Origin of the sequence: Parvularcula mediterranea (assembly GCF_013085255.1) — a bacterium.
Taxonomy (GTDB): domain Bacteria; phylum Pseudomonadota; class Alphaproteobacteria; order Caulobacterales; family Parvularculaceae; genus Parvularcula; species Parvularcula mediterranea.
This window is the reverse complement of sequence record NZ_JABFCX010000003.1, coordinates 1,139,662-1,152,488: the sequence shown is the minus strand read 5'-3', so window position 1 is coordinate 1,152,488 and position 12,827 is coordinate 1,139,662. Positions and strand designations below refer to the sequence as shown.

General features: G+C 62.9%; 11 protein-coding genes and 1 pseudogene. 7 read left to right on the top strand and 5 right to left on the bottom strand.

Translation table 11 applies throughout. The annotated features are described in order from the left end of the window. Positions 1–35 precede the first annotated feature (35 nt). Positions 36–1,883, top strand: a complete 1,848-nt coding sequence (locus tag HK107_RS14470) for a ParB/RepB/Spo0J family partition protein (RefSeq protein WP_173201042.1) — start codon at positions 36–38, stop codon at positions 1,881–1,883. Positions 1,884–1,926: 43 nt separating this feature from the next. On the opposite strand, the pseudogene HK107_RS14465 reads toward HK107_RS14470, so the two are convergent. Further along, positions 1,927–2,367: pseudogene (locus HK107_RS14465) on the bottom strand (DUF1993 family protein); the annotation flags it as partial. 829 nt (positions 2,368–3,196) lie between these two features. Here HK107_RS14465 and HK107_RS14460 point away from each other — a divergent pair. Together HK107_RS14460 and HK107_RS14455 are read left to right on the top strand one after the other, a co-directional pair. Continuing rightward, the gene (locus HK107_RS14460) at positions 3,197–3,526 is read left to right on the top strand and encodes a DUF736 domain-containing protein (protein WP_173201040.1); all 330 of its coding nucleotides are present in this window, start codon (positions 3,197–3,199) and stop codon (positions 3,524–3,526) included. 59 nt (positions 3,527–3,585) lie between these two features. Next, positions 3,586–3,999: a DUF2958 domain-containing protein gene (locus HK107_RS14455; RefSeq protein WP_173201038.1), complete on the top strand. Its 414-nt coding sequence runs from the start codon at positions 3,586–3,588 to the stop codon at positions 3,997–3,999. A 102-nt stretch (positions 4,000–4,101) separates the two neighbouring features. On the opposite strand, the gene HK107_RS14450 is transcribed toward HK107_RS14455, so the two are convergent. From HK107_RS14450 to HK107_RS15530, 3 genes are read right to left on the bottom strand one after another with little or no spacing between them, the layout of a single operon-like run. Continuing rightward, entirely contained in the window at positions 4,102–5,595 is a 1,494-nt protein-coding gene (locus tag HK107_RS14450; protein WP_173201036.1) for an amidohydrolase family protein, read from the bottom strand. 15 nt (positions 5,596–5,610) lie between these two features. Then, positions 5,611–6,786, bottom strand: coding sequence for a serine hydrolase domain-containing protein (locus HK107_RS14445; RefSeq protein ID WP_173201034.1), 1,176 nt, complete (start codon positions 6,784–6,786; stop codon positions 5,611–5,613). After that, positions 6,783–7,238, bottom strand: a complete 456-nt coding sequence (locus tag HK107_RS15530) for a CPBP family intramembrane glutamic endopeptidase (RefSeq protein WP_198912422.1) — start codon at positions 7,236–7,238, stop codon at positions 6,783–6,785. Before HK107_RS15530 ends, HK107_RS14445 begins: the two co-directional genes overlap by 4 nt. Positions 7,239–7,745: 507 nt before the next feature. Here HK107_RS15530 and HK107_RS14435 point away from each other — a divergent pair. Next, positions 7,746–8,597, top strand: coding sequence for a DUF6544 family protein (locus HK107_RS14435; protein WP_173201032.1), 852 nt, complete (start codon positions 7,746–7,748; stop codon positions 8,595–8,597). Positions 8,598–8,860: 263 nt separating this feature from the next. Beyond that, on the top strand, positions 8,861–9,409 hold the full coding sequence (locus HK107_RS14430; RefSeq protein ID WP_173201030.1) for a hypothetical protein: 549 nt from the start codon (positions 8,861–8,863) through the stop codon (positions 9,407–9,409). Positions 9,410–9,703: 294 nt separating this feature from the next. Here the strand turns inward: HK107_RS14430 and HK107_RS14425 are convergent, their stop codons facing one another. Further along, entirely contained in the window at positions 9,704–10,030 is a 327-nt protein-coding gene (locus HK107_RS14425; protein ID WP_173201028.1) for a DUF6437 family protein, read from the bottom strand. A gap of 429 nt (positions 10,031–10,459) precedes the next feature. Here HK107_RS14425 and HK107_RS14420 point away from each other — a divergent pair, with 429 nt between their 5' ends. Together HK107_RS14420 and HK107_RS14415 are read left to right on the top strand one after the other, a co-directional pair. After that, on the top strand, positions 10,460–10,762 hold the full coding sequence (locus HK107_RS14420; protein WP_173201026.1) for a hypothetical protein: 303 nt from the start codon (positions 10,460–10,462) through the stop codon (positions 10,760–10,762). Beyond that, the gene (locus HK107_RS14415; RefSeq protein WP_173201024.1) at positions 10,762–12,720 is read left to right on the top strand and encodes a type IV secretion system DNA-binding domain-containing protein; all 1,959 of its coding nucleotides are present in this window, start codon (positions 10,762–10,764) and stop codon (positions 12,718–12,720) included. Before HK107_RS14420 ends, HK107_RS14415 begins: the two co-directional genes overlap by 1 nt. Positions 12,721–12,827 lie beyond the last annotated feature (107 nt).

The following is a 12,827-nucleotide window of genomic DNA, read 5'->3' as shown; positions in this document are numbered from 1 at the left end:
GCTCATTCAAAGCGTCAGGAACAAGGAGACCCACCATGACCGACTTCATTACCCACCCGCTCAAGAGCCTCGTCATCGCGGAAGAGAACGCACGCGCCGAGGCGGAGCCCGATCAGGGCATCGCGCAGCTCGCGAACCTCATCGCCGAGGAAGGCCTGCAGCAGCCGCTCTGCGGCTACGCTAAGGGCAAGACGCAAGTTGCTGTCTATGACGGACGCCGCCGCCTTCTGGCCCTGAAGCAGCTCGCGAAAGAGCACCGGCTTCCGTCAGGGTGTACGGACGGTGTCCCCGTGCGGCTCGGCAGCAAGGAACAGGCGCGGCAGGCGTCGCTTTCGGCGGGCCTCAGCCATCGCGGCTTCCACCCCGCCGAGGAGTACCGGCAGTTCGCGCGGCTCTTGGAGGACGGGAAGACCGTGCCCGAGATCGCCAGGACCTATTCTGTCGCCGAGCGCGAGGTGGAGAAGCGGTTGAAGCTGGCGCGGCTCGCGCCGCCTATCTTCGACGCCTTCGCCCGGGACGCGATCACCATCGAGCAGGCCCAAGCCTTCGCCCTCACCGACGACCACGACCGGCAGGTCGCGTTGCTGGAGCCCCACGGCTTCGACATCAGCGCCCACGCTATCCGGCGGCACCTGACCGAAGGCGAAACCCCGGCCACCGACAAGCGGGCCCGCTTCGTCGGGCTGGAGGCTTATGAGGCAGCGGGCGGCAAGGTCCGTCGGGACCTGTTCGGCGAAGACGGCGATACCTTGGCCGATAACGGGCTTCTGACCCGCCTTGCGGAGAAGAAGCTGCAGGAGATCGCCGAGGAGGTGCGCGGCGAAGGCTGGTCCTGGGTCCTGGCCATGGTGGCGTTCGACCCGGCACTTCACCAGACCTGCTACCGGGTCCATCCCCAGAAGCACGAAGTGACCGGCGAGGCGAAGGAGGAGCAGGGCCGACTGGTCGCGCGTCTGAAAGCTCTGCTGGACGGGCCGGAGGGTACCGAGCCTGAAGAACACGACCTCAGTTCCGAAGAGTGGGAAGAGGTCGAAGCCATCGAGGCGCGCATGGACGAGATCGACAGGGCACATACGGGCTTCACCGACGACGACCGAGCCAGGGGCGGCGTGGTGGTGCATCTCGACCACAAGGGCGAGCCGAAGATCGTGCGGGGGCTGGTCCGCCGTGAGGAAAAGAAGGCGGAGACAAAGCCCGACAAACCCAGCGTGCCCCATAGCGTACATAAGCGGTGTACGGAGATCGTCACCCAAGCCCTCGCCCGCGACGTGGCCGCGAACCCTGCCGAAGCGGGTATTCTCCTGACCGCCGTCCTCGCTCGAAGCGCCTTCAGCCATTGGAGCCTGCAGGGCGTCAAGCTCGCCATCAGCGGCTTTCATCCGTCCGAGGGCTCGGAGCTGCCGGTTAGTCACGCCCTCGCCGAGCGGCAGGAGCACTTCGCCGAACGTTTGGGTGACAGCCTCGCCGAGACCGTCGCCATGGTCCAAGGCCTGACCGAGGACGAGCGCCGGGAGCTGCGCGCCTTCTGCCTCGCCCCCTCCCTCGACTTTACCGAAGCCCGAAGCGATCAGCCGGACCACGGAGCGCGTCGGACGGCAGCCCTGATCGCCGAGCGCTTCGGCTCGGACCTACGTCAGCATTGGACCCCGGACGAGGCCTACTTCCAAAAGCTCAGCCGCCCTGCCCTCGCCGATGCACTACGAGAGATGGGCAGCCGGGAGACCGGGCTGGAGAGCTGCAAGAAAGCCGATCTGGTTCCGATGGCGGTCAGGCGCGCCAAGTCGTCCGGATGGCTGCCGGAGAGCGTCCGTTTTGCCGAAGCCACTGCCTCTGAAGAAACGCTTACGGACCAACAACACGAGGCTGCTCTTAAAGCGGCTTAGAGATCGAGGGCTTTACCGCAGGCGGAGCCCTCACCCTTTCGGCTCAGCTCCGCAGATAGGCAAAAGCGTGCTGCACATAGTCGGCTTTGCCGAGCGGCACACCTTCTTGCCGGAGGATCGCATAGGCCGTCATCACGTGAAAATAGAACTGCGGCAGGGCCCAGTCGCGAATATATTCCGCTCCCGTCATATCGAAGACGCGCCCATCGGGAAGTTTGAGTTCGACGGGCCCGGTCTCGCCGTCATTGAGCGCGTCCGGTCCAAGCCCGCCGAGAAACATCACCGCATCCGCGATCCGTGTCTTCGCCTCCGCGAAGGTGCCGGGCCTCTCTCGCCCATGGCGCCCTTCTTCGAGAAGATCGTGCCAAACTTGCGGAAACTCTTCGCAGCGGAGATAGGGGACGCCTTCGTAAGCCTGAAGGCACGAAAACCGGACCTGCGTCGCCAGCGGAAACATATCCGGCGCGAGACAAGCGCTGACAGCTTTATCCTTGTCGTCCGCCTTGTCGAGTCAGCCCGCGAGGGCCGTCAGCATCTGGGTGTAGGTCGGGACGAGCAGATCGATCGGGGTCATGGGCTGGGCTCCGTCAAGCGTTGGCCCTTGGTCTATGAGGGATCGCTGCCTGAACCAAGTCCGCTGACCAGAGTGACGGGGTGCCCGCTGGAGCACACCCGGTTCGCTCATGGGCTGGGGAAGGTACACCCGCGCGAAGGAGGGGCGTGGCCATCGCTGCGGCTTCGCTACCAGAAGCCGCTTAAGGAATCATGGTGGGTCCTACCGAGTCAAGATTGGAGCAGGCTGGGACCGACCGCAGCGGCGAAGTTCAGCGAGACGAGCCGCCTGTCGAGCCGGTCCTAGATCTTCTGTAAACGGACTGCCGTGCTCTGGAAGCAGAACTTTACGGGCCAAGCAGCACCGCCTCCGCATCGCCAGCCAGCACCCCGCGTAGCAGTCACGGCGAGGGTCCGAAACGCCGCGCCCGCATGTCCCGCCTAAGGGATCGACAACATCTCACCCGCTGCCATGGCGGCAGTCTCCTTCCGTCACTCAAGTGGTACACGGAAAACCATCCCTGCCGACTGACAACCAGGCCCTGGGGCGAACGGCAGCCGCACGAAACCGCCCTCCACCGAAAAACTCCGGTGGCCTGCCTGCGGCTGGGCCATTCCATCGCGAAGCAGTTTTTAGGTCTCGTTCGGTCCTCCGCTGGCGCTGCGGCCTTCCAGGTTCGTCCACCTGCCGCCCGCCCCTTTTGGGGCCTCGGTCGGCAGGGATGGTCCCCGCTGACCACGGACAAAAGGAGACCACCACCATGGCAGCCATCGGCTACGTCACCCACAACCCCGAGCGGGACAGCTACAAGGGCTCGCTCAAGACCCTCACCATCGCCTGCGGCATCGAGCTGGTGCCCAACGGCGAGAAGGCGGACGACAAGCAGCCCGACTTCCGCATCTTCACCGACGAGCGCACCGAGATCGGGGCAGGCTGGAAGAGGACCGGCAAGAACTCAGGCCGGCCCTACGTCTCGCTGACCTTCGCGGCCCCGGAGCTTGGACCCAAGCGCCTCTACGCCAATCTCGGCCCTGCGGCAGGACAGGACGACAGCTCCGTCTACGCCATCATCTGGAACCCCGAAGGCTGAGGCCCGCGCCCGCCTCTTACCGGGGCGGGCGTTCTCTTTTCCGAACAAGGAGAACCGTCATGAAACTACTCACCAGCGACCACCGCACCGCCCTCAAAGCCGCCTTCGAAGACGAGACCAAGGACCACCCACCTCTCGTCAAGCTCTTCCGTCCCTGGGGGCCCGGCACCTGGCTCCTAATGGGTCTCACCGAGGACGAGGCCCTAGCCTTCGGGCTCTGCGACCTCGGCTTGGGCTTCCCGGAGCTCGGCTATGTCAGCCTCGACGAACTGCGCGCTGTCAAAGGCCCCTTCGGTCTCGGTGTTGAGCGGGACATCCACTTCACGGCGAAAGCCACCATCGGGGTCTACGCCGAGGCCGCGCGGATCGGCGAGGCGATCACCGAGGATGAAGGAAAACTTCGGCAAGCCTGTGCGGTCCTGGAGCGCCGCGCCAAAGAGGACGGACGGAGGCTAAGAGCAACAATGCTTTAAAACAGCTCACCTTCTCCGATGCATCACGTCGGAGAAGGTACTGCTCGAAGGGGACGAAAGGATGCGGATCGACCGCACGACTTGATCTCCCACGAGTTTGGATCAATCGGGCACCGCCTCCTCCGCGCGGCGACGAAGATCTGCCTCTAAAGCATCGAGATCGTTCCGGTCGAATACGCGGCCGGCGGCGACCACGGTTTCGATTTCTCTAAGGGCGCGGATATCTTCCAGAGGGCTGCGGCGGAGAAGGATCAGATCCGCCCGCCGACCTTCTTCAACGCGTCCGGTTTCCCCGTCATTGCCAAACAGCCGCGCGGGGTTGATGGTTGCAGTCGCAAGTGCATCACCCGGGCTCAAACCGATATCCACATAGCGTTCCACCTCTTCGATCAGTGTGAAGCCATGGAAGAGAAATGGATTGAGGAAGGCTGCGTCCGATGATGCCAATATGGTGACACCGGCTTCGTGCGCCAGTTTGAACGTCCGGCGATCCTGCCGGACGGCCTCGGGGGCGATGGCGAGCATGTCGTCGGTCATCGCCGCCCGGCGAAAATCCGGCTCCCCCCAACCTTCCCGGATGTTTGCGGGAACGGTGAGCATCCGGGGATCATCGGCCTGGGGATCGTCACCGAGGTAGAAATCCGCAACCATGAGAGTCGGCGCGACCGCGATTCCCACGGCGGCTAGCCGATCGACCGTCCGTCGGCAAAGTTTCTCATCCCATGTCTTGAAGGTTCTCATCGTGTGAGCCGCCATCTCCGCCATCAGTGCGTCGAAAGGTTCGTCCTGCGACAGCGCAGCTTGGGCACCTACGACCATCTCAGCTTCATCCCTCGAGCAGGCCTTCGTTACTCTGCCGACATGCTCGACGACGTCCTGACCGGCAGCTACCGCCTCATCGAGTCGCACTGCTTCCGGCACATGGCCGTAGAGAGGGAGGCCGAGTTTCGTCGCTTCATCGGCAATCGCAAGATAGGTCGCCCTATCGAGGAGGGAGTAGGCTTTGACCGACGTCCATCCGAGATTGGCCGCCTCTCTCACGCGAAGGCGTCCTTCCTCAGGCGAGGCGGCCACCATCTGCCCCGGCCAGGACCCAGGCGGACCGTCGATCATCGCCCCCGCGGGTACGATACGAGGCCCGACGCGATTACCAGCGGCGATCGCTTCGCTGATGGTCAACTGCTCTCGGAGCGGAACGAGCGCACCCATGTCTCTGATGCTGGTAACGCCGTGCAAAATGTAGAGCGGTAGCGCGACATCCGGCTCACCCTCCGCAGAGAAGACATGGACATGGGCATCCCAAAGACCCGGCATGAGGAAGAGGCCTTCCCCCGATATCACCCGGCTCGACCTGGCAAGGACGACACGCCGCTGGCTTGCCACCTCGACAATCCTGTCGCCGCGGATGACGACGCTCTGATCCGGTATGACGCGCCCCGTCTCCACGTCGATCACTGAGACGCCTTCTATGACCGTCAGCCCTAGAGCGGGCGAGTCTTGACCAGCGCAAGCGGCCGCAAGGAGCAGCGCAAACAGGGCAGCAACTCTTTCCGGATAGGCGCTATGCTTATTTTCTGTCTTTATACTGTTCATCATCTGACCTCCTTGATACTACTGCTGCTCATCCCGTATTGCCCTGCAATAGGCACTCGCGATCCGGTCTTCGATCTCCATGAGAATGGGCCGGTCGCTATCAATGATCCCGATGTCAGTGTTGATCTGAAGAGCAATCGCAGCGTCGTGGGCGCGATAGTATTGAAGGCTGGTCGAGTAGCCTGGTATCCAGCCGCGATGACCGTAGGCCTCGCCCATGACGGGACCGGATCGTACTGCGATACCGAGCCCGTAGCGCGACGCTCTTCGTTCCGGTGCTGTGGGAACCCCTTCTGCGGCGACCTTGAACAGCTCTTCTTTCGTCAACCGTCCGGAAAGAAAAGCGCGGCCCCAAGTAGCGAGGTCGCTGGACGTCGAGTAGAATCCGCCGCCGGCTCCTTCGATGGCTGGATTCCAGACGAGGCGACCTTCACCGTCGGTTGATCGGACGGGCAAACCAAGACCCCCGGCCTCGGAAGCGTAGCCGCGGGCAAGGCCAGGAAGCTGCCGCCTGTTCGAAGGGCCGGTAAGCCCAAGGGCAAGGGGCTCAATAAAACGTATACGGACGGCGTCTTCGAAGGGCTCGCCTGTGACTCGCTCGATGATCAGGCCCAAGATGAGATAGCCGGTGTCCGAGTAGGACCATTCTTCCCCCGCCGGAAACAACGGATCAAGACCTCCAAGAAGAGAGATCAGCTCGACCGGGTCAGTTTCGCGGTCCGAGCGGCGGAGCATCTCTGGAAAGGCAGAGAGTTTGACGTGATCAGGCAGCCCCGAGCGGTGGCCCAGTAGATGCCGGACCGTCATCGTTTCGGCATTGGGGAGCCGGGCAAACCACGCATCATCCGCAAACAAGGGGGCAACCGGACTATCGAGGCTCAACTGAGCTTCAGCGACGAAGTCGAGAACCACGGCAGCGACGAAGGTCTTCCCCACACTCGCCGCCGGCATGGTGGTGCGCGGGGTCATCTCCTCGCCAGTTTCGAGGTTGGCAGAGCCCACCGCCACCGAGACAACGCCGTTCCCGTCGGCGACCGAGACCGTGATGCCGGGAAAGCCGAACGCGTCGGCGATTTCCTCGGCCTCGACCGTCAGTGACCGCTTGAGATCATCAACGAAGGCCTCGGATGAGGCCAGAGCGGAAGGGGCGAGCGCCACGACCGCCGCGGCGAAGCTTTTGGCGAAACTTGTCATCTTGCCGTCTCCGCTTCGTCGCCGAAGAGATCGGTCACAGCTTCTCGCGATGAGAAGAGCCCGGCTCGGTTCATCCAGACGACGAGGCACGAGGCGGCAGCAAAGAGATACATGTCGTAGGGCTGCGCGTCCGGCCACAGCGGGTTGTTCATCTGGAAGTGGAACAGCATCGACAGCGCCAGGCTGCCCCGGGCATGGTTGAAAAGGGCTGTTAGAATGATGCTACAACTGACCGATCCGATGAAGAACGGCAGGAACTCCCAGGCGGCTTGCGGCGTCGTGCCGAGGACGAAGGCGGGCAGATGCCAGACCGCCCAGATCACTCCAAGGACGAGCCCTGACCAGAAAGGCAGGAGGAACCGCTGCAGGAGGGGAAGGGCGAAGCCGCGCCATCCGATCTCTTCGACCGGCCCGAGGACGAGCATGATCAGGGCGAGCGGGAAAAGGGTCATCCATGGCTCCTTCAGGAGGGGCGCCGAGCCCGCTTCGCCCTTGATCAGGGCACCGGCGAAGAAGACCAGCGGAAACCCGAAAACGAGAAAGGCGTACCAAGCCAAAGAAGCTCGAAAGAGAAGGAGGCGGCCAAAATAATGGCGAAGACCTCGGGAGCCTGCGCTTCGCCACACGAGGCTGATCGCAACGAGGGCCGGAGCGTAGACGGCGAGGAAGAAAAGCGGGTGGCGCCCATGAAGAGCCCCCAATCGCTCCTCCGCCCACTCCGGCCATAGAAGAAAAGGCGCGAAGACCGACCACGCCAGCCCAAAAGTCAGAAGGAAAAAGGGCACGACCAAAACGGTCTGCGCCCGGTTTTGCTCATCCGGTGCGCTCGCCATCAGCATGGAATGCCGCTCCCGGGCCATAGCCCCCTTTGCTCTGGGCGGGGTTAGGAACAACCGCGGAAGACGGCCTTGATCCAGATCGAACACACGCGGCAAGCCGAGGTGCAAAACTCAGACGCGATGAAAATGATCTGGCTTCTTCTCCTCGTCGTGGCGGCGACCTTTTCCGGACTTCGAGCCTGGCGTGCGCTCGACCACCGGTCTGACCTGTCGGCGTGGCAGAGCCTTGCTAGCCGCGAGGCGAAAGAACTCCGGCTCTTTGATCTTGCGATGGTCGAGGACCTACCCGAACCGGCGAGGCGTTATTTCGCCTTCACTATCGCGCCGGGGACACCGCTGCATACGGTTGCCGAAATCGATATGGTCGGCACGCTGGACAACGGGTCGAGAGAGGCCCCGAACCCGATGCCCATGGAGGCGAAGCAGATTCTCGCCCCTCCCTTCGGGCTCGTCTGGCGCGTCAGGTTCGGAAAGCTTAGCGGCTCCGATGGAGCGACGCCTTCGACCTCCTGGACCCGCTTCTGGCTTCTGAACACTGTGCCTGTGGTACGCGCCAGCGGCCCCGACCACCACCGCTCAAGCTTCGGAAGGGTGATCGCCGAGACCGCATTCTGGAGCCCCGCGAGCCTTCTTCCCGGGCCCGGCGTCCGGTGGGAGGCGGTCGATCGTGATCGAGCCCGAGCGATCGTTACCTATGGCAGTTTCCAACAGGCCGTCGAGATCACCGTCGATCCGGAGGGTGCCCCCACTAAGGTCCTCATCAAACGCTGGAGTGATGCCAATACCGAAGGCGAGTTCCGCGAGCAGCCCTTTGGCGGTTTTCTGTCCGAGTATCGCAGCTTTGACGGCTACCGCCTCCCAACCCGGGTCGAAGGGGGCAATCTGATCGGCACCCCGGAATATTTTGCGTTCTTCCGTGCAGAAGTGAGCGATATACGGCTTGGTGAGACTTCGATCCGGGGGACAAAATGATAGCGGTCGCCATTCAGGTTCTCCTCCCCGCAGGTCTTCTTCTCTAGCTCGCGTATACGCCGCTTGGGCGGGGGTTTGCATTTTTCGTGCAGGCCGCGGCGGTTGCGTCCGCTCTTCTTGCGCTGACGCTGACAAGTATGTGGATCGTCCCTCCGTCGTGGACCCCCTATCTTTACCTTCTCGTCTTGTTGGGCATCGTGGTTGCGCGGTACCGACAGGGCCCGGACGGAGAAGACCCGCATCGATTTCGGATCCTGAGAACCGTGACTTCAATCCTTCTCGGCGCGTTGGGGCTCTGGGCAGCGATGCTGAACGAGGCCGCTTTTTCTGGGAGGAATCTCCCTTCCACGAGAACTGCCGTCGACCTCGTCTTCCCGCTCAGGGCAGGCACGTATCTGGTCGCCAATGGGGGATCGACATCGACTGTCAACAGCCATTTCTTGACCTGGCAACCATCGACCGATCGTCAGCGCGACTATCACGGACAATCCTTCGGGGTTGATCTCGTTAAGCTGAACAGATGGGGCGCGAGCGCCAGGGGCTGGAGACCGTTTCGTCCAACTGCGTATGAGATTTTCGGGGCTTCGGTTCACGCACCATGCTCGGAAGAAGTGCTGCAAGTCAGAAATGACATGCCCGACATGCGCGTTCCCTTTCTCGACGAAACCGCGCTCGAGGGAAACCACGTCGTCTTGAAATGCGCCGAAGCGATCGTGATCCTCGCCCACATGCGACGCGGAAGCGTCATCGCGAGTGAAGGCGCGATAGTGGAGGAAAGCGATCTCCTCGGCGAAGCCGGAAACTCGGGATAGTCGTACGAGCCCCATTTGCATATTCACGTACAGCGCCCCAGCGCGCCGAGCCGTCCTATCTTCAGCGGCGATCCGCTTCATCTTACCTTTCTTGGCGACCTTCCGGTGCACAACCAACCTATCGTCGTCGATTAGGGGTCGCTGCCGCCACCGTCGTCGTCGGAGACTTTACCTCGCGGCACAACCGTTCTATCTCGCTTCCGCTTTCGCCCGGTGATCGATCTCCGCTCCTCAGGAGATCAAACCCATGGACTTTCTACCGACGTATGGCGGCCCCGCTCGCTGCCTGTTCCTTCAAACCTGGCTTTTGGCGCCTGTCTGTTCGGGGCCCGAAGGCCCTTCGGCGTTGTCCGGCTTCGCATCGCCGCCACGATCCGGTGCTGACGCCTTACACTGGCCTCGCGACAGACGCCGCAAGCTGTCTTCGGGACCGAACTCCGAAAGCTTCGCCAGCACCTCCACCAACGTTTGGAGCTCCCAAGTGTGGAGCTTCGATCCCATGACCAGCTTTCCGAGGTGCTGGGCAGCATCCGCTTCGAGCTGCTTGGCTTTCATTGCGAGACTTTCCTGCTTCGCGCGGTGCGCTTCGAGTTCGGCGATCGGGTTCTTCTTGGCGGGCACGGCTAAATCCTTTTTGGTCGATAGGTCCCACTCTGAGGGGTCGGACACCTCCCGTCGCGGGCTACAAGGACGACCGAAACCCGCCGATCCGGAACGGCGACGAGCACGCCTTTGTCAAGGTGCCGGTTCGTCCGGAAAGACAATCGGGCGTAGGGGCGGAGAACGGCCAGGGGGCCGCCCTGGCCTGATCACACACAACGCACAGGGTGCCTTGGGGCGGCAAAGCCAGTCAGCGTCTGGGTTGGAAGCCAAGTCCGTCAAACCGAGCCGCTTCGGCGCACTGTATCCGCATGGTCCGCTGGCGGAGAGTATGCGCGGCTTCCGCCGGATACGGACTGTCGCCGATCCGCGCCGTGAATGCAGGGACCATCCTTTGGGTTGTTTGCGGTGCTCCCCCTCCCTGGTGCGTTTCGGAAAGGCGGTGACCCGATGACCGAGTGCACACGCTTCCAGTTCCGGCTCCCCAAAAGGGACTGCTTTGCCCTCGAAGAGGCCGCCAAAGCCCACGGCATCGCTCCCAACCAGATGGCGAAGAAGCTCGTTCAGCTGGCCCTCTCGAAAGATCCCCTACCCCCCGAGAAGCTCGCCGATGACCTCCTGGTGATCCGGGCGGGCATGGAGCAGCTGTTCCGACGGTCCGACCGTTCCGGCGAACTCGATGACGCCATCGAGATCGTCAAGACGCGGCTCCGGCAAGAAGCCTCGATCCTCCGTGACGGGAGGATCAGCTGATGGCGGAGAACACGAACGGACCTCTCAAGACCTTCCTGCGCGGCGGGCAGGTTACCCTGCACACCCTTCGCATGTTCGGCCAGGTGATCCGCTTCCTCGCCGGCGCGATGATCAGCCTGATGTTGGTCATCGCCTATCTCGGCACCATGGCGAACACCTCGCCCGAGGAACGCCACTACGCCATGAAGAGGTACGAAGCCCACGGGTATCGGCTCCTCCGCGCGCCGCTCCATACCGAGCTCAACATGCTCACCGCCTCGGGCGAGCATCGCCCCTTTCCGCTCTCGGTGATCCTCACCAACAGCGCCGTCTCCGAGCACGAATTGAGCTTCCGAAAGACCACCCTCCGATGGCTGATGATCGGCGGGTCGGCCGGAGGCTTGGGCTTCCTGTTGCTCGTTGGACTGTTCGTCCGACGCGGCGGGACGCTGACCCGCACCAATATCAAACGGGGTGCGTCGATGACCGACGCCAGATCCCTAGAAGCCGAGGTGAAGGCTCATAACAACGCCCGGCGACGGGAGGTGAAGGCCCTTCGCTCTGCACCCACCTACAGGCTCGCGGGCATTCCCTACCCCCTCGGCTCGGAGGTCCAGCACACGTCGATCTCCGGGACCATCGGTTCGGGCAAGACCCAAGCCATCTCCGCCCTCCTCGAACAGATCAGGGAGGCCGGTGACCGGGCCATCGTCTTCGACCTCACTGGCGGCTTCATCGGTCCCTTCTACCGGGAGGGCACGGACCATATCCTCAACCCCCTCGACGCGCGCTCCCCTTCCTGGTCGGTCTTCGAGGAAGCTCAAAGCAAGGCCCAGTTCGACGCCATCGCCGCCGCTATGATCCCTCGCGGCATGCATGGTGATCCCGTCTGGGCGGACAGCGCGCGGCTCGTCTTCTCGACAGCGGCGCAGCTTCTGGTCGGGGACGGCAAGGCGACCAACGAGGAGCTGGTTCGTACGCTTCTTACCGCCAGTTTGGACGAGCTCGGCGCCTTCTTCGAAGGAACACCCGCCGCCCCGATCATCTCGCCGGACAGCCCCAAGATGACGAACTCCGTGCGGATGATGCTCAGCACTTACCTCGACGGTTTGCGGCTCCTGCCAACCGAAGGAGAGACGTTCTCGGTGACCCGCTGGATCGAAAAAGACGAAGCGGGCAGCACCCTCTTCCTTTCCTCCCGCGCCGACATGCACGAGACTCTGAAACCGCTCCTGACCGTCTGGATGGACACAGCCGTCAGGGCGCTGATGTCCCGTCCGCGCGATCCCTTCCGGCGGATCTGGTTCATCCTCGACGAGGTGGCAGCCCTTCAATCCCTCCCCTCGATCATGGACGGCCTCGCCCGCGGCAGGCAGTTCGGCGCCGCCTTCGTTCTTGGCCTGCAGGCGCAATCCCAGCTCCGCCAGATCTACGGCATCGACGGGGCACAATCTCTGTCCTCGGTCTGCCGGACGAAGCTGATCCTCGCAGCGTCGGACGCGGATACAGCCAAATGGTACGCGGATTTCCTCGGTCGTCAGGAACGGTCCCAGTCCAACGAAAACGTCTCCTTCGGCGCCAACACGATCCGCGACGGGGTGATGGTCGCCCGCCAGGAGAAGACCGAGCATCTCGTCATTCCCGAAGAAATCCTGAACCTTCGAAGTTTGGAGGGCTTCCTCAAACTGCCCGAGGGGTTCCCGCTGGCGAAGGTGGGCGTGCCCCTGGTGGTGCGAGAGGACGCAGCGGCACCCTTCGTACCGAGGACGGAGGATCAGCTCCTTGTGCAGCGATCAGCGGTCCAATCGCCTGGCAAACGGCGTTCCCATCGTCGCGAGGAAGAAAGCAGGGATTTGACCGATCTCGATCCTGTCGAGACCCGAACTGCAACAACGCCAAACCAGCCAGCCGACGAAGTGGACCGGAAAGAGTCAGATGCGCTGGCGCTTCGGTTCCCCGGCTGGGATATTGAGATCTAAGACGAACGGGAAGAAACGCGCAGAACCCGACATCAGCTCAGCGGCCCTGAACGCCCCAAAACGGACGCTGTTCGACTTGTCAGTGCCCAGGCCTAGCTAGCGCAGGA